This window comes from Burkholderia glumae LMG 2196 = ATCC 33617 (genome assembly GCF_000960995.1).
GTDB lineage: Bacteria > Pseudomonadota > Gammaproteobacteria > Burkholderiales > Burkholderiaceae > Burkholderia > Burkholderia glumae.
On the sequence record NZ_CP009434.1, the window covers coordinates 633579 to 654560 of the forward strand.

The window sequence follows — 20982 nt, forward strand, 5'->3', positions numbered from 1 at the left end:
TTCTACGGTTAATGAGGATGCAGTCATGTCGATCGTTGAGTTCCATCCTAGCGGAAAAGCTCATCCACGCGCGGCCGAATTTTCCTTGGTTTGCGACCTGCTCCAGGCACCTGTTCGCTCGAGCAGGGATCTCGCCGTGCTTGCAGAACAGCGGGTAGGCATCGATGTGCTTGACCGCCTTGACGCGTACGGTCTGAAAGACAAAGAACTCATCTTCATCATTCCTCGCAGCACTCTTTCATATCGCCGGCAGCACGGCGAGCGCCTGTCCAAAACCGAGTCTGACAAGGCGATCCGCCTCGTGAAGATCTTGGCGCAGTCGCAAGCCATTTTCGGTAATCAGGAAAAGGCGATGATCTGGCTGCGTGGCCAGCAAACCCGATTCGCCGGTAAAACGGCGCTCGAACTGGCAGCAACCGAGCACGGCGCGCGACTCGTCGAAGATGCCCTCGTACAGATCGACGAGGGCATCTTCGCCTGATGGATCTCTGGCGTATCAGCAACTACAGCGACAGCCAAGGGGGCCAGCGCCAGACAGATAAAACGACCCCGGGGGCCGCCGGTAATGTATGTGTCGTCAAGCGGCCAGAACCAGACGTTCGACCGCAGTCCGTGAGTCATCGACAATCGGGCGGTAGGATGCAAGTTGGCCTTCTGTTGGAACACACGTAAAGACTTTGTGCTATGTGCCGTAACTGGGCCTCGTGCGATACTTATCCCTCAGACGAGCCTTGGGGGTTTAGATGAATGCGAACGACTGGCACAGATTTGAAGACGAATTTGCAATACGAATCGCGGAAAAAATCAGTAGCCTCTATCATGCCCAGCAAGTCACTGCCGACGTCGTGCGGCATGAGAGCGGGCACCCGTCCTGGGTTCGAATCGGAGCGAAAAGTCGTGAAGGCGATACCGGATTTCCCTACTTACTGAATGTGCATCTAACGTGGCGTGAGAGAGCTATAGAAGAACTGCTTGCGAACCCAGATAATTTCGACGCTTATTTAGAATCACTTCCGGGCAAGATGCAGGGATGGATGCAAGAACGCCCTATAGATTTCGGCTCCAGAACACAGCATGGGCCGCTTGAGCGCTTGTATCTCGACCATTTCGATGTTTAATCGGCGGCTGATCGGATGGACCATAACGCAGCGCGGCGAGCAATATATAATGCACCCGTGCTTGCCTCTATGCAAGCTGTCAACCTTCAAGGCTGGTGCTGCAGCATGCGCACGTCGAGCCCAGAAGAGAAGGGCCGCGTGAGAGCGGCTCTTCCGTCAGTCGTCGCAACTCACAAAACCGTCGATGTCGTCGGAATGAAGGTCGTCGCAACGTCCCTACGCCCTTGAGTAGCGCGACGCTTTACCCAAGTCATCCGACAAGTCAGGTCCAGTCCGAAGGATCTCGTTGTGAGAATATCTGTACCGTCTTAGCAGATATCGGAAGACATGAACTCATCGTTTGGCAAGTGCCTTGATGACGTCCTTGTGCGTCTCAAGCACTCGCTTGACAGCGCTTCGAACAATACGCTCTCCTTCTGGTCCCGATAAATCAATGGGAACAGGGCGGACGGGCTCTCCCCGGGGCTTCAACTCGATGCCGTAAAGCTTTCGTGTCATAACTTTCTCCCGCGATGCCGAAATTATGCCCGTTTCTGACCTCCCCAGGCTAGCCGAGTGTCTAGACATGGTAGCGGGACGAAGCACACGCAGATCAGCTTGGGTGGCCACTGAGTCGAACCCAATGCAATCCTTGTTGGCGCCAACGAGCGCATTTGCTCGGAGTGTATCGCTGCGCATCAACACCTGCTGGGTGTGAATGCTTGCGTATTCTGAGCTTTGAGCATGGTGTGCGGGCGACGTTCTCTCGCTTTCAGTAGCACTCGGATTTGGAGCCCGGAGTTAATTTAGCAGTGGTCGACTGGATGTGGACTTACAATCATGAGCGCCCGGTATGGCGATGAGTGATTTTACGCCAAAGCAGCGGCTGGCCATGGCCGCTTAGTTTCTACTTCTGCTTGCCGTGGAAAACGGGGCATTACCACTGACTTTTGGTCAAAGACCAATTGCCTACGTAGGTAATTGCAAGGCTCAAATATTTTCGGCACTATTCACGGAGGGGAGATGGATTTTCGAGATATCAATATTGAGCAAATTGTTGCGCGTATCTGCAACTCGGACAACACCGGTGAAGCATTTAGACTGTATCATCTTGCAGCCCCATTTCTCAAGAATTACAAATTTGTATTTGCGTCGGATAAGGGTGGAAAACCTGGTTTTGCGGTAAATCGAACGTTTGCCGCAGGTGCCGCCGTCCGTAGTCTATTCAAAACCGATCGCGTTCTTGTGCTAGACCCGGATACGGCCTTGGAAATGGAGTCGGGACAATCAACCTATCCGATTGATTACTCAATTTCCCTCGATACCAATGCAATGAGCTACCTTGTTCCTCATATGGCGGGCAAGCGTGGCGGAGGGATTCCGGCAGACTTTTTAGAGGTTTTTGAGTTCATTGCAAGTCCCGAGGTTAATGTTGATCCAATCCCCTATTTCACCGAAAATCTACCTAATCTTGCCGATGGAAAATCGGCTGATGAGATTTTCGAAAATCTCAAAGCCTACGAAATTTTACGCACGATTGATGCAAAATGGCTCAAATCGAAAGGCGAAGTTCAATCAACGCTGACTGAACAAGAGTTGACAACGTCAGCCCAGCATCTGTTGTCGAAGATGTACATGGATATCAGCGATGATTCCGGAATGAAGAGAATTAAGTTTCGGCATCAATACATGTACGCATGCTTAATCAAGATGGCGGCGATTCAATTGAAATCCCCGGGCGCAGGCATCTGCGAGAAAATGTCTGCCTTCATGGAGTTTTGTCATTCTGGGCTTGCGGCAATCAGCGTGCGAGAGGTCGCAGTTGCCCGCGCATATTTCACACGAGGCCAAGACCTCAAGTTCTTTGGGAGAATTCAGAAAAAATCAAAGAAGGATATTCTGGAGCTGCTGCGCAACATGGCTTGGGATATGTGGCATGTTCGACAAATGGAGCAGTCCATTACATTTAATCCAGTTAAGCAGGCAAGGTATTTCTTTCCTGCGCTATTGACTTTTGATCGTGGATTTATTGAGATTATGGATCTCTATTCACTTAAGGCATGTGCCTTTAAGGTTGGCGAATTTAATCCAATGCCATTTTTTGATGGTGATGCGTTCAAGTTGATCGCAACTGATGACGAGAATGGTGCCTCTGCTGTCAGAAAATATTTCTCGGAAGATGCGATTGCTACCAGAGAAGCGGCCCGAAGTAGTGTGAGAGCCAATTTTTCTACAGTCGTTGAGACTTTGGAAAAAGAACTTTTGATGATTGCAAGTAAATAGCGCCTTATTTAACTTTCTAAGTGAGAGCGAAAATTCCTTCGCTATGCGGTAGTGTGTAGACTATTGGTGTGATCGCTGTCATCAGCCTAAGAGAATTTTCTCATAGAATTTTCCGTAATATAATCTCCGCTATTCGTTGGGCATCACAGATCGAGGGTCTAAAGTAATTATCGCAAATTTAAAGTTTAGAGGTGTATGCCCTAAGTGCGGGAAAAATGCCACTTTCCTAGTTGAGGATTGCAGCCCCGGAAATCAATCCCGAATTGCTGAAGATTTCTATCGAGATAGATGGGCAGAGTTTGAATATTTTTATTTTCTATTTCTTCAAAATTTCCAAATTGCCTGCATTTTATTGGTGCAAACATTGCGGCGCTTGTTGATGAGGGAGAAAAATAAAAATACTAATCTCAAGGTGTTTGCAAATGGCCAAGGAGATTTGATTGAAGGGGGGATTCAAATGCTTATTGATCGTCCGCCGCTTATTCCGCCGCATTACTCATCCGGAATGCTTGTGACTCAACCTTGCGATCTTTATAGGCAAGCCAGGCTATGCTTTGAAATGAACGCTTGGGATGCGGTAGGAATGCTTTGCAGGAAAATAATTGATATACAGACAATTGAAAAATGGGATGGAAAAAAATGTCAATCCAATGTCAATCTCACTTTTCGATCGAATCAAGATAATTTACAAAGATAGGGGGAGAATTGCCTTGCGCATGCGGTAAGAATGATCGGCAATGATCCGGCGCACAGTGTCGTTGCTTTTGGTAGAGATGATGCTGAATCAAGAATTGTATTCGCGCGAGGCTTTTTGTAATGTGTCGCAAAATATAGTATTTATTGAAATAATATCACTTATTTTTTGGCTATTTTTGAAATGTCTTATTTTCCGTGTCGAACTTGGCAATATTTTAAGTAAAAAATGATATTTCCTTGTTATTTCAAGCGGCCCCGGCCTCATGTTGTATGTCACTTGACAGGACGGATCTCGAGCTGCCTGCATGTCAACCCACTTGGCCGGACGATCTAATGATCGCTCGGCTCATCGATCGACGCTGGCGCATTAGCTTTGAGAATGATACACGGGATTGTCCGCCAGGCGTGCCGACTGCGCTGGCCGCTGGAACGCCCATCCATTGCGCTGCTGGTCTCTAAGCTCTGTCGAGACAACTAGGCGAGGTCGTGACATTCTCGGGGACGACTTTTCTGAGAATTTTCGGGGCCACGGACATCTTTTCTGAGACGACAGGCATGCGGTGTCTCAAAAAAGATGTCCACGTCCTTGATTTTTCCAGGGTGATAAAGACACCTATTTTGAAAGCCTACACCAGCCGATTCGAGGAGCTGGCGCAGCGCCTGGCCGGGAATGGCCGCGATGCGCTTGCGGCAGCTGCCCGCGACGGCCAGATCCTGCCGCTCGCGGCGGCGGCACGACGCCGCGGTCCTGGTCCGACAGCCGCCGCGCCTGGGTGGACAGCGCCCGGCAGCCGGTGAGCGGCGCCGCCCTGTCCACCGAAACGGTGAAGTCGATGCCGTACTCGGCGTATCCCAAATCGACGCCATCCGGTCCCGCGCGCCTTCGAGGTCGGGACGCAGCGCGTCGATACCGCGAGCCTCATCGGTACCGGGCAAGCAGGCGGGCGCGCCATGCCGCCGCTCAGGAGCGTCCCGCTCAGGCAAGCGAGGGAAGCCTGAACGTCGAGACGGCCTGCTTCAAGCCTTGCGCCAGTTCGTCCAGCGATTGCGCCGCGCCCGCCGCCTGCTCGACCAAGGCCGCGTTTTGCTGCGTCACCTCGTCCATTTGAGACAGCACGTGATCGACCTGCTCGATGCCGCGGCTTTGCACCTGCGAGGCGGCGGCAATATCGCCAAGCAGCCTGGAGACGTCGTCTACCGCCCGCTGCAGCGAGCCGATCGTTTTGCCGAGGGCGGCGATCTGGGTCTCGCCGCGATGGACGATGGCGGTGGATGACTCGACTAGCGCGCCGATCTCCTTGGCGGCCGCGGCCGAGCGCTGCGCGAGATTGCGTACCTCGCCGGCGACCACCGCGAAGCCGCGCCCGTGCTCGCCGGCGCGCGCGGACTCGACCGCCGCGTTCAAGGCAAGGATATTGGTCTGAAACGCGATGCCTTCGATCAGGCCGGTGATATCGGCAATTTTGCGCGAGCTGCCACCGATCTCGGCCATGGTTCGCATCACGTCCTGCACGGCGGCATTGCCGGCGCCGGCCACCTCGGTCGCGCCGTGCGACAGCGCGCTGGCCTCACGCGCATCGTCGGCATTGCGCTTCACGCTGCCCGTGAGCTGGGCCATGTTGGCGACGGTATGTTCGAGCGAGGCGGCCTGTTGTTCGGTCCGCGTGGACAGCTCGCGCGTGCCATCGGCGATCTCGCGCGTGGCCAGAGTGACGTCATCGGCATGTCGCCGCACGCTTTCGACCAGCGTCCTCAACCCGTGCAGCATCTCGTCCAGCGCCACGACGAGGCTGCCCGCGCGGACCGCGGCGACGGGCGGCGCCCGAGACAGATCCCCCTGCGCGACGAGGTGCACGAAATGGCGCGCGACGGCCGGCTCCGCGCCCAGCTCGCGCCTCAGACTGCGGGCGATGCCGATGCCGACGGCCATCACCAGCGCCGTGCAGCCGATCAGCGCGATCCCGAGCACCAGCCGGGCGGTACGATAATCCCGCAGATTACGTTCCTTGAGCGCCCGGTTGCGCTCCGTCTCGAAGTCGGCATAGCGCGTGATGCTGTCCTGCAGCGCCTGCATGGACGGGCCGGTGCGGGTCTCCAGCCAGGTGCCGGCTTCGGCGCGACGGCCTTGCTGGGTCAGCGTGACGAACTGGTCGAAATCGGGCGCGGCGCGTCGATCGTTGGCCTCGTAGATGGCATCGACGAGCGCAGCGGCCCCGGCGGCGTCGCGATTCGCGCGGCGCAAGGCTTCGCGCTCCTCCAGAAAGCGCTGCTTCGCGGCGTAGCCGCGCTTGGCCAGGGCGGCCTGCGTCGCCGGGTCCGCGACCAGCAGCATGGTCTTCACCGCATCGGTACCGATGAACACCTGTCGCGACAGATCCGTGGCCAGCGCCAGTTTGACGTTGCCGTCGTCGACCACCTGCTCGAGCCGCGCATTGGCGCGTGCGAGCTGCCAGAGCGCGAAGCCGCCGCAGGTGGCGAACGCCAGCGTCAGCGAGCCGAAGGCAAGCGCGAGACGCGCGGAAACGGTAAGCGTGGATTTGGCCATGATAGTGGGCGCCGCTCTGTCCGAATGGCAACGCGGGCGCTCGCCCGCGGTCGAGGGGGTTCGATGCGATCGGAGCTGGAGATCGCAGCGACCGGCGCGTTCAGTCGAAATGATGCACGTAGCGCAGTATCGCGCGCGTACCTTGCGGTCGATTCCGTGCGTCCCGCTCGAAATACGCGTTGAACATCAGATGATCCTGCGGCGAAAAGCTGACCATCGCGCCGGGACCGATTGCCCATACGCCTTCGCGCGTGCCGGACACATCCTGGCCATTGGCCTTCATGTCGGTGATCTGGCGCAGCCAGTAGCCGTTCAGCCCGATTCGCAACCCCGGGCGCAGCTCGTACTCGGTCGCGAAGTTGGCATGCACGGCCTGGCCCGCCTGGGTGGAGGTCACGTCCGGGCCGAGCGCGGTGGCGGGCTCGTGGTTGCTCGAATTCCACAGATAGTGAAGGCGCCAGGAGAACGTCCACTTCGGCGTCAGCCAGACGGTTGCGGCCCAATACGGATCGAACGACCAGAAATGACTGCCCGGATTGATCGCCCGCGACGGATCGTAGGCGCCGGTCGGCACGATGAACTGCAGTTCGACGCGCTGGGCGAAGCGCGGCCCGGACGCGCCCATGAGCGGATCCGACTGCAGGAACGGCCCGATCACGAGATCGCCGAAGCCCGCCCGCCCGTTGAGCGCCATGTTGTTCAAGCCGTCGTCGGTATGGGCGGCGGCCACCCACGGCACAATGACGTCGAGCCCGGGATGGAAGCCGCCGACTTTCACGGGTGCCTGATACACGAGCTGGCTCAGGCCCGCGAAGACATCGACCGACTGCCAGGGCAGGGCCACGCGATTGCCGGCATTGTCGTTGATGCGCGACGCGCTGTAGTACTCCAGGTACTGCGTGGCATACCAGCCGGAACCGGCGGGCGGCAGGCCGTCGAGAAAGCTCGTGAAGCCGAGATTCAGCGAAGGCAGGTCGGCCGCGCTGGCCGTGCCGCAGGCGGCCGTGGCCAGCGCCACCGCGGCGAGCTTTCGAATACGATGTGTCATGGGGCGCCTGTGGGACGATGATGGACGACGAATGGCTATGCCTTCGCTACAGCCGGGTGCTCGGCGAGCGCTTGATACCGGCCGCCGTGGAACACCAGCGGCGCCTTGCCGAACACATCGAAATGCTCGACCTGGCCGATGAAGATCAGGTGATCGCCGCCTTCGTACTGGCCGACGTTGCGGCAGATGAGCCGCGCGCTCGTGCCTTCCAGGCATGGCACGCGCGTCGAGGCCGAGGCCGTGTGCGGCACCCCTTCAAACTTGTCTTCCGCGGGGCGTGCGAAGTGGCTCGACAGCGGGATCTGGTCATGCGCGAGAATGTTGACCGCGAAATGCTCGGCTTGCTGAAAGTCGGCACAGCTCGGTGCAGCCTTGCGCAGACTCCACAGGATCAAGGGTGGGTCGAGCGACAGCGAAGAAAACGAATTCGCGGTCAGGCCGATGCGCCGGCCGCTCGCCGTGCGAGTGGTGACCACGGTCACGCCGGTGGCGAACTGACCGAACACCGAGCGCAGCTGCGCGGGATCGAGCGCCGGCGCAGCGGCGCATTCAAAGTCGAGTGAAGCGTTCATGGCGACGGTTCCGGTGACGTTCATGCGGCGCAGGCGAGGTGCTCCCGAATCTCGGCCGAGCACGCCTGCGGGTCGAACCACCACGGCGAGAATTCGCGCGGATCGTCGAAGGCGTTGACGATGCGCGCGGCCAGCGACGGCGAGGTGCTGGCCGCGCCGAGCAGGTCGACCAGATGCGGCGGCGGCGGCGTCAGCAGCGAGTTGGTCCAGCGCACGACGTGCTGCGCGTACGACCAATAGCGCTCGAAGGTGGCCTGCATCCAGTCCTCGCCGAACGGTGCCGATTCGTGCGCGAGAATGGCGTCCAGGTAGACGCTGGCGCATTTGGCCGCGCTGTTCGACCCCTGGCCCGTGATCGGATCGTTGACCACCACGGCATCGGCCATGCCGAATACCGCGCGGCCCGACGGCAGACGGAACGACGGATTGCGCACGCACGGCGTGAAGCGTCCGGACAGGGTGCCGTTCGCATCGCTCAATTCGACGTTGCGACAGCGTTCGGCCTCCCAGGGCAGGTACTGGCGGACGATCGACAGGCTGCGCTCCAGATGCTGCTCGGGGCTCTGCACGTCGCCCCAGCAGTCGAGCGGGCCGCCCGGGATGCCCTCGAATACCATGATCTCGCAGGGGCCCGACAGCGTGAGCGCGGGGAAAACGAAGTACTCGCCGATGCCGGGCAGAAGATTGAAGCGCACGCGCGAATACGGCGTACTGGGCGTCATGCCGGTCACGTAGGTCAGCGCCAGCGCGCGCTGCGGACGGTCGAACGCCGAACGCGACGCGTCGCGCCCGAACAGATTGACGATGTCGCCCTTGCCGGCCGCCAGCAGGACCAGGTCGTGGCTTTGCGCGAGCGCCTCCAGCTCGGGAATGCCCACGTCGCCGAGCTGAACCTGTGCGCCGCGGCGTTCGACTTCGAGCAGCCACGCCGACATTTTCAGGCGTTGATCGACCGACTGCGCGTACCGGGTCAGCCGCGACGACCATTCGAATGCCTTGGCACCCCGGCCGTCGGGCGACACGAGCGTCAGGCTGATCCCTTCCACCGAGGGACAGCTCTCCTCCCAGTGGTTGAGGCCCAGATCGCGCTCGATCTGCAGCGCCGAGTGGAACATGCACTGGCTCGACATCACGCGGCCCGAGCGGATCGATTCCGCATCGCGGTTGGTGGCGAGCGTGACGTGATATCCCTGGTCGAGCAGGGCGAATGCAAGCTGCAGGCCGGACTGGCCAGCACCGACAATGGCGATTCGTCTCATTTGGATTCCTTATTGATGGAAAGAGTGAATGGGGCGCGTGAGCCTCGTCCGTTATTCGGTGAGCCGGGGAATCGCGGGCTGAGCCTGCTCGGGGCCCATGGCGGAGTAGCCGCCATCCACGGCATAGTCCGCGCCAGTCACGAAACTCGCCGCATCGCTGCAGAGGAAGGTGACCACGCGTGCGACTTCCTCGGGATCGCCCACTCGGCCGAGCAAATGATAGGGCGCCGCCACGCGGTCGGTCTTGGCACGGTCGCCATGGGTGAGATCGTCCATCAGCCGGGACCAGGTCCAGCCCGGCGACACCGAGTTGACGCGGATGTGGTCCCGCGCGAAATCCATTGCCATGCTGCGCGTGAGCTGCCGGATCGCGGCTTTGGAGGTCGGATAGAGCCAGCGCCCGGTCTGGGCGCAACTGGCGGAAATCGAGCTGAAATTCACCACGGCGCCGCCGCCGCGCTTCACCATGTAGGGGTGCGCGGCCAGGCTCAGCATGACGGCGGAGACCACGTTCACGTCCATCGCGCCCAGCCAGTCGTTGCGGCTCGCCTGCATGCCGTTGTCGACATAGCTGCACGCCAGGTTGACGAGGATGTCCACGCTGCCGAAGCGGTCCGCGACCCCGGCAACGGCGTGTTGAATCGCGTGGTCGTCGGTGATGTCGACGGCCATGAAAACCGCGTGTTCGCCGATCGATTCCGCGACGCGCGCTCCGTTGTCGCGATCGATGTCGAAAATCGCCACGCGGGCGCCCGCGGCGACGAGATCACGTGCCACGGCCGCGCCGATCAGGGTCGCGCCGCCGGTGACGATCGCCACCTTGTCATTCAGATCGATCATCAGTGTTCTCCTTGAAGCGGATCAGGGGGTGTCGTGAGCGGCGGCCTCGCGCCGCCAGTTCGGCATCAGCCGGTTCGAGGGCACGGTCTCGTCGAGGAGCTTGCGGGCCGTTTCCACGCCCGCGACCGGCAGGCCGGCGGGATCGAGCAGTCCGATCTGCACCAGTACGCTGGCCTGATCCCAATAGATATGCTCGTGATAGAGCTTGTCGCCGCGAAACTTCACGATCGCCACGAGCGGAATCTCGACACGCTTGCCGGTCGGCGCGACGCCCGGCAGCATCCAGTCGATTGCCGTCGTATGCGTGAAGCAGAACAGCAGTTCGTCGACGATCTGCGTGGCGCCGACGGTGCGCGACACCGGCGTGATGGTGGTGTCGGGCGGATTGGCGTGCACGAAATGATGGCGATAGAAATGCGCGAGTTCGTCGTGGCCGACGCCGCCGGTCAGCGTGGGAATGTGGTTGACGTACGGTTCGGCGACCATGGTGGCCATCGTCGCCTCGACGTTGCGCGTATCGAACTCGTGCGCGAGATGGGTTTCCCAGAGCGCGGAAAGATCGTAGCGCGGGCCGATCGTTTCCCGAAACGCCGTCACCGAGCGCTGATGCGCCATCAAGGCCGATGCCTTGTCCCAATGCGCACTGCCGGTGCGGGCGAACGCGTGGTCGGCACCGGGGTAGGTGTAGAGTTCGACGTCGGGATGCCCCGCCAGCGTGCGGCCGATCTGCTCGCGCGCCTGCGGAGGACAGAAGCGGTCCTCACCGGCCATGTGCAGCACCACGCGGCCGGTCAGCGACGCGGCCTCCGCCAGCGCCTGCTCGATGCCCACGCCGTAATAGCTGACCGCGCAAGCCACCTGCGGCAGGCGGCAGGCAGCCAGCCAGGCAAGCTTGCCGCCCAGGCAGAAGCCGAGGACGCCCGTGCCGCCGCTGCATTCCGGGCGCTGCGCCAGCACGTTCAGCGCGGCGGCGATATCGCCGACCCCGAGATTTTCATCATACGTTTCGTAAAGTGCCATCGCGCGAGCGACGTCGTCGGGCGATTCGCCCAGTTCGATGCCCGGCTCGCGGCGCCAGAACAGATCGGGCAACAGCACCGTGTAGCCTTCTTCTGCGTAATAATCGGCCACCTCGCGCATGTGGCGGTTGGCGCCGAATATTTCGTGACACAACACGATCCCCGGCCCCTTGCCGCTCGCCGGCGTGCTCAGGTAGGCCTTGAAGCATTCGCCGCCCGGCAGCGCGATCTCGATCGTTTGCCCTTTCATGCGCTCCTCCATGGAATTGGTGTTGGCCTAGTATTGGTGGCCGAAACGGCGCCCTCTATCCGTTTCATTGAAACCTTATCCGGTGACTCCAGAAAATCGCGGTGCCCGCGGCGCAGCGCTCGACCCCGCGGGTTTATGCGGATGTAGGCGCGCGAGGCGCTCTTCTACGATGCGCACAGGCCCGCTTTTTGCCTTTTTTTGCCGTAAACCGGGTGGACCGCCCGATTGTCCGGATGCTCGCGTCGCTATCCGAATCCTCCGGGAATCCGGCCGTGCGGATCACCAAGACGGTGATAGATGCCCTCATGAAGTGCAGATCAGCGTGATGGGAGAACCTCGATGGCGCATTGTTTAGCTGGGAACCGCCTTGCCGACGCCCCATGGTTCAACTGCGGCAATCTGTTGATGCAATCGACGGACCTCGACGAGGTGCGGGCGTCGGTGGCCGACGTGCTCAAGCCGCATCGGCTGACCGTCGCCGGCGGCGCGAGCGCGCTGCATGGCCGTTTGCATCACACGCGATGGGGCAACCTTTCGCTGAATCTGCTCGACTACGGCAGCGAAGTCATCATCGAACCCGATCGGCTCGAGGATTTCTTCCTGCTTCAAGTGCCGTTGCAGGGGCAGGCGGAAATCGAATGCGGCGGCCAGCGGTTCGTCTCGTCGCCTTCCACCGCTTCGCTGGTCTCGCCGTCGCTGGCGCTGCGCATGCGCTGGGGCGAAGCGTGCCCTCAGGCCATTCTGCGCATCGAGCGCTCGGCCATGGAGCGCCACGCCCAGCGCCACTTCGGTGAAGCGGCGCGCGGGCCGATCGAGTTCGCACCGGAATTCGACCTCACGTCGCCGCAGGGGCAGTGCCTCATGCAACTGCTTCCGGTACTGGCGGAAATCATGAGCACGGAGGCGCATCCGCTGCGCCACGCGCTCGCCTTCGAGCAGTTCGAATCGACACTGCTCAATGCGCTGATCTACGGCCAACCGAACAGCGCGCGCAACGACAAGGCGCGAGAGCGCCGGCCGCTGGCGCCGACTTGCGTGCGGCGTGTCGAGGAATATATCCGCACCCATTTGCAGGAGCCGCTGACCATCGAGCAGCTTGCCGAATTCGGCAACGTCAGTGCGAGCACCTTGTTTGCGGCCTTCAAGCATTATCACGGCGTGACGCCGATGGCTTTCGTGCGCCAGTTGCGGCTCGAGCGCGTGCGTCGCGACCTGATCGGCGCGGATGCCATGCACGGCACGGGGCGCCCGTCGGTGACGGATATCGCGCTGAAATGGGGTTTCGCCCATCTCGGGCGTTTCGCGATGGAATACAAGCGCGCCTTTGGCGAATCGCCTTCGGCGAGCCTGAGGATGCGCCGCGAGATGCGCTAGGCCGCCAGGCGCGTGTGACCCGGGGGAGCGGCGTGCGACGCTGCTAGCGGCTTCAACGACCCCAGGAGCCCCGCGCGGCGCAACGCACGGCGCACGCATCGTCCTGCCGCGCCCCGAGGCCCGGCCGGACCATCGGGACGCACCATCGTCGGGCAGCGTCGGCTTGCTGGGCGGCAGCGCTTGCGCGCTACCGTTGCGCTCAGGTTTTTCCAGAGCATGTTATGCACTTTCAAAAATACCGGACGGCGCGCATGAGCTTCACGCAGACCAGGACGGCGCAGTGCGAGCCGGCCGGTGGTTTCGGCCGGCGCTCGTAGTCACGCGCGAGCCTGCGAAAGCGGCCGAGCCAGCCGAAGCCGCGTTCGGCCAGGCGCGTCGCGGCGAACGCGCGCTGCCCTCCTCGCCGGGGCGGCCTGACCACCCGCAGCTCATGCCTTCCTCGTTGGCCGCCGCAGCAAAGGCTTCGGGCCGGGCAGCGCTGCCGACTGGCGCGCCTCGTGCGCCGTATAGCCCGGGCCGATGTCACTCGGCCGCGCGATGCCGGACCCGGCATCCGGCACCTTGCCGAAGCGCCTGTCACGGCAGCCGGCATCCCATCGCACGATAGCGCCGCTGGCCGGCTCATCGCTTGGCCGCCGCCACCGCACGCGGCGCGCGGCGACGCCTCACCCTATATCGGCTAAAGCGCCGCAGCGGAGGCAACCCTGCCCACGCCTGCCGCAAACCGCCTGCCGCAAACCGCCTGCCGCAAACCGCCTGCCGCAAACCGCCTGCGAAGCGGCGCCCGCCATCATCGGCGGCGCCCTGTAAAGACTGAATCGATTCCGATCGCCGGTCGCGGGAGTCGATCGTAAACCCTCTGGCAGACGGCTCGGCGAGATTCTTTATTCAAGCAACTCGCGTGTCTTCCGTAGTAACGGTTAAGGCATGCAAGACATGACTGGGTGTAGAAAAGGACCAACAAAAAGGAAATCGTATGAACATCTCGAATATGAAGGTTAAGTTCAAGCTGACTTTCTCCTTCGGTATACTAATCATTCTCGTTCTGGCGGTGTCGGGCTTCGCACTTAGCTCGCTCAACGCGGCAAACGCCAGATTCGAGGGGTTTGTAAAAGGTGTCAACGCTCGCGCCAAACTGGCCGAGCAGATCCGAACCTCCGTCGACCGCCGCGCGATCGCCGCGCGGGACATTCTGTTCGTCACCTCGCCAGCCGAAATCGAGTCGGAGAAGGTCAAGGCGATGAAGGCCCACGAGGAAGTTCACGAGAAGCTGACGCAACTGCAACAGATGCTGGCCGGCGCCTCGGACTCCAGCGAGAAAGCGAAGGAACTGGTCGCGAACATCGCGAGCGTCGAAGAAAAGTACGGGCCGGTTGCGCTTGCGATCGTTCAGGCTGGCACCGGAAACCGCCGTGACGAGGCCGTGAAGATGATTGACGAGCAGTGCCGTCCGCTTCTTACCGCGCTGATCAGCGCCACCAATGCCTACGGCGAATACACCCAGTCGCACGCGGAGGAAATGATCAAGCAGGCATCGGAGAATTTCTCCCTGCAACGCACGCTGCTCATCATGATCAGTCTTGCGTCCGGCTTGGCGGCCGTGGTCGCCGGCGTGTTGATCACGAGGAGCCTGACCCGGGCGCTGGGCGCCGAACCCGCACAGCTGGGCGCGATTACACGTCGGGTTGCCGACGGCGATCTGCGGCCGGTGGAGGACGCCGCGCATGCGCCGAAGGGGAGTGTCCTCGCCTCGCTCGGAGAAATGCAAGGCAGCCTGGTCAAGCTGGTCGGCCAGATCCGAGCCTCGGCCGACAACATCGCCACCGGCGCGAGCGAGATTGCGTCGGGCAATCAGGATCTCTCCTCGCGTACCGAACAGCAGGCGTCGTCGCTCCAGGAAACTGCCTCGAGCATGGAGGAACTGACGTCGACCGTGAAGCAGAACGCTGAAAATGCGCAGCAGGCCAGCGGACTGGCCGCCAACGCGTCGGAGGTGGCGCATAAGGGCAGCGCGGTGGTCGGACAGGTCGTCGGCACCATGACCGAGATCAGCCAGAGTTCGACGAAGGTCGCCGATATCACCGGCATTATCGAAAGCATCGCGTTCCAGACCAATATTCTCGCACTGAACGCAGCGGTGGAAGCGGCGCGCGCCGGCGAACAGGGGCGCGGCTTCGCCGTGGTGGCGAGCGAAGTCCGCAATCTCGCGCAGCGCTCGTCCAGCGCGGCCAAGGAGATCAAGGACCTGATCGGCGCGTCGGTGCAGAAAATTCAGGACGGTGCCGCATTGGCCGGCGAGGCTGGCAAGACGATGTCGGAAGTCACGCAAGCCGTTGCCCGCGTGACGGACATCATGGGGGAAATTGCAGCGGCATCGGGCGAGCAGAGCCGGGGAATCGAACAGGTGAACCTGGCTATCACGCAGATGGATCAGGTCACGCAGCAGAATGCGGCACTGGTGGAGGAAGCGGCGGCAGCCTCGCAGTCGCTCGAGGGGCAGGGACGCCAGCTGACGCAGGCGATCGCGTTCTTCCGCGTCAGTGACACCATGTCGGCCACGCCGACATGGAGGGATTCGGACGGGCTGCGCCGGGCGGCTTTGCCGCGTCCCTGATCCAAGGCCGTTTTTCCGACACCTCGTCGGCGAGTCGGAGCCCGGGCCGGGGCCGAGGCCGATAACCGGCACGCTTGCTGAGCCACCGCCGGCTACTTACCGCCGGAAGCCGTGATACGAGTGCCGTGCGCGAGCCGTCAAGCGAGGACGCGCACGGCGAGAATCCGCAGCGGGGCGCTGGGCTGCATGGCGTTGTGACTCGGCGCCGCGGAGGCTGGGATCGGCATTTGCGCGTCCGGGCAATCCGCTCATACGCGCCGTCCACGCGCATCGCCGGCGCTGCGGCTCATATCGAAGGCGGGGTCCGCCTGGGCGGTGTGATCGTGCCGATCCCGGACCCACGCATCGAGTTTGCGCTCGAATCCAGCGAATCCGACGAATCGACGGCCGGTGCCCGAGTGGATGGCGGCCGGCTGTCGGCTCCCACTCGACGACGCGCCCCGAGCCCGCCAAGCAGCGGATTCAGCATCTGGCGCAGCCGATATCGCGCGTTGGACGCCCCGGCTTCTTTACGCACCGGCGCGCGAATTTTCCTTGATTGCCAATCCGTCGATTCCATTGCCAGGGACTCGGGGCCATTCATGACGCCGGCGGCGCGGTGGATCGCGAACCCGGCAGAAGCTGCCGGGGCTTGGGCGGCTGACGCATCGCCGACAAGCCTGCGCTCGCTCGCACGAGCGATATGGCGGTTGCAGGGCGCCGAGCGGCGAGTACCGTTGCGCGTCGGTCCAGCCGTTCGCGCAGCGATCGATCGGCACGACGGAATCGGCACGACGGATGTTCGAGGCAGGCGCGCGACGCCGGTCAGCGTTGGATCGGCACGTCATCGCAAAGCTCGAGTCCGATGCGGCAGCATGGACGGCAAAGCACGATGGCCGGGTCACTGCCATGCCCGAATCAGCTCGGAGACGGCTGGAAGATGCGCCCCGAAGCTTAGAGGCCAGTTCAAAAACTCCCGAGAGGGGCTGTTTACTTCCTCGGCAAGCTGTTAACCTTGGGCATCAGAACAACGGAAGTCCAAGGATGGAAGCGCCAATCATTGACGACGAACTGTGGATACTGATCGAACCATTGCTGCCACCTGCGAAGCTTCGAGCGAAGAGCGATCCTGGTCGCCCGCGCGTGTCCGACCGTGCGGCTCTCAACGGCATCCTGTTCGTGTTCAAAACGGGAATTCGTTGGAACCACTTGCCGACTCGTCTGGGCTTTGGCTCGGGCGCCACATGCTGGCGGCGATTGAGCGACTGGCAAAAGGCTGGTGTATGGGACCAACTGCACGAGTTGCTACTCGACAAGTTGCGTGCGGCCGGCCAAATCGATCTGTCATACGCTGCGGTCGATTCGTCGTCCGTGCGCGCCGTTGGGGCGGGCGAAAAACTGGCCCGAACCCCACCGATCGCGCGCGACCCGGTTCCAAGCACCACGTCCTCGTAGACGCCAACGGCGTTCCTCTCGTTGCGATCCTGACTGGCGCGAACACCAACGACGTCACGCAGTTGCTGCCGCTCGTTGATGCGATTCCACCCATTCGCGGCGTTCGTGGCCGACCGCTTCAGAAGCCCGGCGTCGTCTACGCCGATCGCGGCTACGATTCCACCCGACATCGTCGCGCGTTGCGCGAACGCGGTATCAAGCCCGTGATCGCCAAGCGCCGGACCGAGCATGGCAGTGGTCTGGGCAAGTATCGTTGGGTGGTCGAACGTACGCATTCCTGGCTCCACAATTTCCGTCGCCTACGCACTCGCTTCGAGCGACGTGCCTACATTCACGAAGCATTCCTCAAACTTGGCTGCTCGATCATCTGTTGGAACATCTTCAGACGAGCTGAGCAGGGTTTTTGAACTGGCCTCTTAGCAAGCGGAGCCCGCCCGGAAATAGTTCCCGCTCACCATGTAGGGCGCGGCGCAGCCTTGAAAAGTATGGAAGCCGAATCGAAAATCACGACGCGAATTTCACGAGCATCTCCTGCAAAACAGCAATTTCCTGATCCGCACTCGCGAGTAACGCCGTCATCCGCCGCGCATTTTTCTCGTAGCTCGTGGATAAATAGGCTATCGCCTCGTCCACGCTGCGGGTCGACGCCTCGTCCGCCACGGCGCGCTCGGGGAGGTCGTGCAGGCTCGTGATGGTCTGCTCCAACGCGGTTTGTATATGGGCGGCCAACTGCCTTGCGCTATCCAGGTGACATGGAGCCGTCAAGGAAAAAACGGCTTCCAGGAACAACACGATATCCTCCGCCGTCTGCGGCTGCTTGCGGCCCGAGAGGCGAATGGACTCGCATACTGCCCGGCGTAACGAAGCAATCTCGCCTCGTCTCGTGTCAAGAGTCGCCGTCGCGATGCCATGCAGCCTCAGCAGATGAGCGATGTAGGAGATCTGTGCGAATTTCCATTCCACGCAGTGCTGGCCGGAAAGAGGAAGTTGCGTCATTGTTGCGCCTCGAAGCGATACGGACCTCAGTCCATGACGAGCGAATAACCAATCCGGTGAGAAGCTGGCCCGGACGCGTGCCCCATCAACGGCGCCAGCCTGCGCGGACAGGCCGGCCCTTGCCGATCTCGCCAGACGCCGTACCGGCGACAACAAGGCGGATGTAGCTGCCATGCTCGAGGCCCAAGGCTTGCAGAGCGTAGAGCTGGCTTTCGCTCCATTCGCGGTCGGGAATGGGGCGCCGCAGTGCGTAGTGCTTGCCCTCGGCGATGCCGTAAAAACCGGCGGCTAAGCCGATCGAGTAAGAAAGAAGCGCTTGGCCATCGCGGCAATCGGGCTCGTCTTTTTCCTGCGGGCGATCGATGATCGATGCCGCCAGTCCCATGCAGTGCTGTGCCCAAATGATCGGGTCCGGTCTTTCGTAATAGCACGGATGCTGTCGAGAAAGTCGCCGCAGCCGGTTTGCTGCGCTTTGATGGGCGCGCCCCAGTCGAATCCTGCTCGCGATGTTCGGCAGGCAGCTGAAGAAAGTACACATATATTTCCCGATGACATTACCGAAAAACGAAGCTGGCGGCACGGCGCGGGCATCGTGCTCGTCGGCCCGTCGCAGAAGCGTGAATAGCTTCGCGCGTCGTAGGCGCATCAGCCTGGTTTGCACGCCATGGCGCTTTGTCTTGATCGACGAATCCTGGAGAGCCGCGCGGCTCGGCCTGGCAAATTCGAATGGCAGGACGAGTCGCGCGGCCCGGGGCCCGGCCCGCGCCGTCGGCGTGCCGCGCCGCGCCCAGGCGGGCGGCGTTGGCGGCGTTCAGAACGTCTGCCAATCCGGCTGCGACGCGTGGGCTGGCGAGCCGGCCGCCGCCAGCGCGGGCGCCGTGCCCCGGCCGCGTGCCGCGGCGAGCTTGCCGCGTGCCGCGGGCGCGCGGCGTGCTGCGCTCGCGCGCGGACCCTGGTCGGGCACGCCGGGGCGGCTCGCGCAGACGCGGAACATCGTGATCATGTCCTTCAGGCTCGAGGACTGCGAGGACATCGACTGCGCAGCCGCGGCCGCCTCTTCCACCAGCGCCGCGTTTTGCTGCGTCACCTCATCCATTTGCGTGACCGCCTGATTCACCTGCTCGATACCCTTGCGCTGCTCCTGCGAGGCGGCGGAGATTTCCTCCATGAGGTCGGTGACCCGCGCCACGGTGCTGACCACTTCCTTCATCGTGGCCCCGGCCTCGGCAACCAGCGCTTCGCCTCGGCTCACCCCGTCGGCCGACGCCGTGATCAGATCCTTGATCTCCTTGGCCGCGGCGGCGCTGCGTTGCGCCAGCGTGCGCACCTCGCCCGCCACCACCGCGAATCCGCGGCCCTGCTCGCCGGCGCGCGCGGCTTCGACCGCCGCGTTGAGCGCAAGGATGTTGGTCTGGAACGCGATGCCTTCGATCGCGGCGATGATCGACGACATGCGGCCGGCCCGCTCGCTGATTTCCTGCATCGTGTCCACGACCCGGCTCACGACCGAGCCGCCATGCTCGGCCACTTCGGAGGCGCTCTTGGCCACGCGGCTGCCCTGCTGCGCGTTGTCCGCGTTCTGCTTGACCGTCGCGGTCAGTTGCTCCATGCTCGCGGCGGTTTGCTCCAGCGACGCGGCCTGCTCCTCGGTCCGTTGGCTGAGGTCGACGTTGCCGGACGCGATTTCCGAGGACGCCATCGCGATGCTGTCGGCGCTCTGCTGGATGTCGCCCACCATCCTGGCGAGCCGCGCGTTCATCTCCTTGAGCGCGGCGAGCAGCATGGCCGTCTCGTCCTTGCCGCTCACCTCGATGTCCGAGGTGAGATCGCCTTGGGCGACGGTCTGCGCGACGGTGACCGCGCGGTTGAGCGGCCGGGTGATGGAGCGCGTGATCAGGATCGCGATGCCGATGCCGGCGGCCACCGCCGCCGCCACCAGCATGACCGTGCCGAGCACCGCCGAGTGGTAGGAGGTGGAGGCGGACGCGTCGGCTGCATCGCTGCGTTCGCGGTTCGCTTGCACCGCCGCGTCGACCGCCTTCACGAAACTCGCGAACTGGTCGGCGCTTGCCTGGGTCGCCAGCGTCCGCACCTCCCGTGCCTCGGTTTTGCCCGCCGCCACGGCCTCCAGCAATCGCTGGTCGTTCTTCAGGAAAATCGCCCAGGCGGCTTCGATGTCCTGGGTGAGCCGTGCATCGTCGGACGATTTCGCCAGCGACTTATAGTGGGCAAACCGGCTGTCGTACTGCCGCAGCGCCGCGTCGTGCGCCGCCCGCTGCGCATCGCGCCCCGGCTGGTCGGCTTCGAGCAGGCCCCGCAGGGTCGTGCGTCGAACGGTATTGGCCATCGATCGGACATCGCTGAGTGCCTGCACGGTCGGCAGGATCGCAGCGGAGATTTCCTCGGTTTTCTGATACACCTTGCCGATCTGCCAGATCGCCATCGCGCCGATCACGCACACGAGCCCGACCGAAATGGCGAAGCCCATCGCCAGCCGGCTGCCGATCTTCAGATTAGTGAGAAAGGACATGGCATTCTCCACAGGAAAGAGCAGGACGTCGGAAAGACAACTGTAATTACGACCCCCGGGTGGCTTGCTGAAGTTCGTTAAGTGTTTGTCCCGATTCAAGACGCGAACCACGACCGGGCGATCTGGATACCCAGTTGCCGGGCCGCTCGAATTGCATAGGAGACTCGGCAGCAAGGCGCGAGCGACTCGCGAACCCGGCTGCACAGCTGTCGAGCGCGCCGACCGGCGCCGCCGCGAGTCCGGTCCTGCCAGTCCGACGGATCACCGGTAATGCGAATCAGTATTTTCCAACTGCTTATTGGTTTAAATCAGATTGTATATTTGCCTATTTTCTTGATTGGGAATGCGCTCGAGGTATTGGGGTTGCAAATTATTGTGTCGAAAAAATCTCCCAGGATGAAAACCCCAGTAGAGTGAGGCCGGTT

16 protein-coding genes are annotated in these 20982 nt (G+C 61.8%); 7 read left to right on the forward strand and 9 right to left on the reverse strand.

What is annotated here, in order from left to right; genetic code table 11:
* The first annotated feature begins 25 nt into the window (after positions 1-25).
* The 4 genes from KS03_RS03990 (at position 26) to KS03_RS30965 (ending at position 4077) form a co-directional block, all read left to right on the forward strand.
* Positions 26-481 carry an antitoxin Xre/MbcA/ParS toxin-binding domain-containing protein gene (locus KS03_RS03990; protein ID WP_015878070.1) on the forward strand — a complete coding sequence of 152 codons (456 nt, stop codon included), beginning with the start codon at positions 26-28 and terminating at the stop codon, positions 479-481.
* 262 nt (positions 482-743) lie between these two features.
* A complete protein-coding gene (locus KS03_RS29520; protein WP_015878069.1) occupies positions 744-1118 on the forward strand; it encodes a DUF5594 family protein in 375 nt (124 codons plus the stop codon).
* Between the two features lie 1002 nt (positions 1119-2120).
* Positions 2121-3380, forward strand: a complete 1260-nt coding sequence (locus KS03_RS29525; protein ID WP_015878068.1) for a hypothetical protein — start codon at positions 2121-2123, stop codon at positions 3378-3380.
* A gap of 136 nt (positions 3381-3516) precedes the next feature.
* Entirely contained in the window at positions 3517-4077 is a 561-nt protein-coding gene (locus tag KS03_RS30965) for a hypothetical protein (protein WP_127913885.1), read from the forward strand.
* A 975-nt stretch (positions 4078-5052) separates the two neighbouring features.
* Here the strand turns inward: KS03_RS30965 and KS03_RS03995 are convergent.
* The 6 genes from KS03_RS03995 to KS03_RS04020 form a co-directional block, all read right to left on the reverse strand.
* Entirely contained in the window at positions 5053-6621 is a 1569-nt protein-coding gene (locus KS03_RS03995; protein ID WP_015878067.1) for a methyl-accepting chemotaxis protein, read from the reverse strand.
* Between the two features lie 100 nt (positions 6622-6721).
* On the reverse strand, positions 6722-7669 hold the full coding sequence (locus KS03_RS04000) for a SphA family protein (RefSeq protein ID WP_015878066.1): 948 nt from the start codon (positions 7667-7669) through the stop codon (positions 6722-6724).
* A gap of 35 nt (positions 7670-7704) precedes the next feature.
* On the reverse strand, positions 7705-8241 hold the full coding sequence (locus KS03_RS04005) for a flavin reductase family protein (RefSeq protein WP_169511257.1): 537 nt from the start codon (positions 8239-8241) through the stop codon (positions 7705-7707).
* A 20-nt stretch (positions 8242-8261) separates the two neighbouring features.
* The gene (locus KS03_RS04010; RefSeq protein WP_015878064.1) at positions 8262-9500 is read right to left on the reverse strand and encodes a styrene monooxygenase/indole monooxygenase family protein; all 1239 of its coding nucleotides are present in this window, start codon (positions 9498-9500) and stop codon (positions 8262-8264) included.
* A gap of 51 nt (positions 9501-9551) precedes the next feature.
* Positions 9552-10340, reverse strand: a complete 789-nt coding sequence (locus KS03_RS04015; protein WP_015878063.1) for an SDR family oxidoreductase — start codon at positions 10338-10340, stop codon at positions 9552-9554.
* A 21-nt stretch (positions 10341-10361) separates the two neighbouring features.
* On the reverse strand, positions 10362-11609 hold the full coding sequence (locus KS03_RS04020) for a dienelactone hydrolase family protein (RefSeq protein WP_015878062.1): 1248 nt from the start codon (positions 11607-11609) through the stop codon (positions 10362-10364).
* A 339-nt stretch (positions 11610-11948) separates the two neighbouring features.
* Between KS03_RS04020 and KS03_RS04025 the strand changes: the two genes are divergently transcribed.
* From KS03_RS04025 to KS03_RS29535, 3 genes are all read left to right on the forward strand, one after another.
* Entirely contained in the window at positions 11949-12983 is a 1035-nt protein-coding gene (locus KS03_RS04025; protein ID WP_015878061.1) for an AraC family transcriptional regulator, read from the forward strand.
* 976 nt (positions 12984-13959) lie between these two features.
* Entirely contained in the window at positions 13960-15597 is a 1638-nt protein-coding gene (locus KS03_RS04035) for a methyl-accepting chemotaxis protein (protein WP_015878060.1), read from the forward strand.
* A 1023-nt stretch (positions 15598-16620) separates the two neighbouring features.
* A protein-coding gene (locus KS03_RS29535; RefSeq protein WP_085962356.1) for an IS5-like element ISBugl2 family transposase occupies positions 16621-17438 on the forward strand; the annotation gives its coding sequence in 2 pieces (ribosomal slippage) (positions 16621-16969 and positions 16969-17438; 819 coding nt in all).
* A gap of 97 nt (positions 17439-17535) precedes the next feature.
* Here KS03_RS29535 and KS03_RS04040 read toward each other — a convergent pair.
* From KS03_RS04040 to KS03_RS04050, 3 genes are all read right to left on the reverse strand, one after another.
* Positions 17536-18027: a hypothetical protein gene (locus KS03_RS04040; protein WP_017924237.1), complete on the reverse strand. Its 492-nt coding sequence runs from the start codon at positions 18025-18027 to the stop codon at positions 17536-17538.
* 85 nt (positions 18028-18112) lie between these two features.
* Complete coding sequence (locus KS03_RS30985) at positions 18113-18688, reverse strand: hypothetical protein (RefSeq protein ID WP_127913887.1); 576 nt, start codon at positions 18686-18688, stop codon at positions 18113-18115.
* A gap of 150 nt (positions 18689-18838) precedes the next feature.
* Positions 18839-20557 carry a methyl-accepting chemotaxis protein gene (locus KS03_RS04050; protein ID WP_015876330.1) on the reverse strand — a complete coding sequence of 573 codons (1719 nt, stop codon included), beginning with the start codon at positions 20555-20557 and terminating at the stop codon, positions 18839-18841.
* Positions 20558-20982 lie beyond the last annotated feature (425 nt).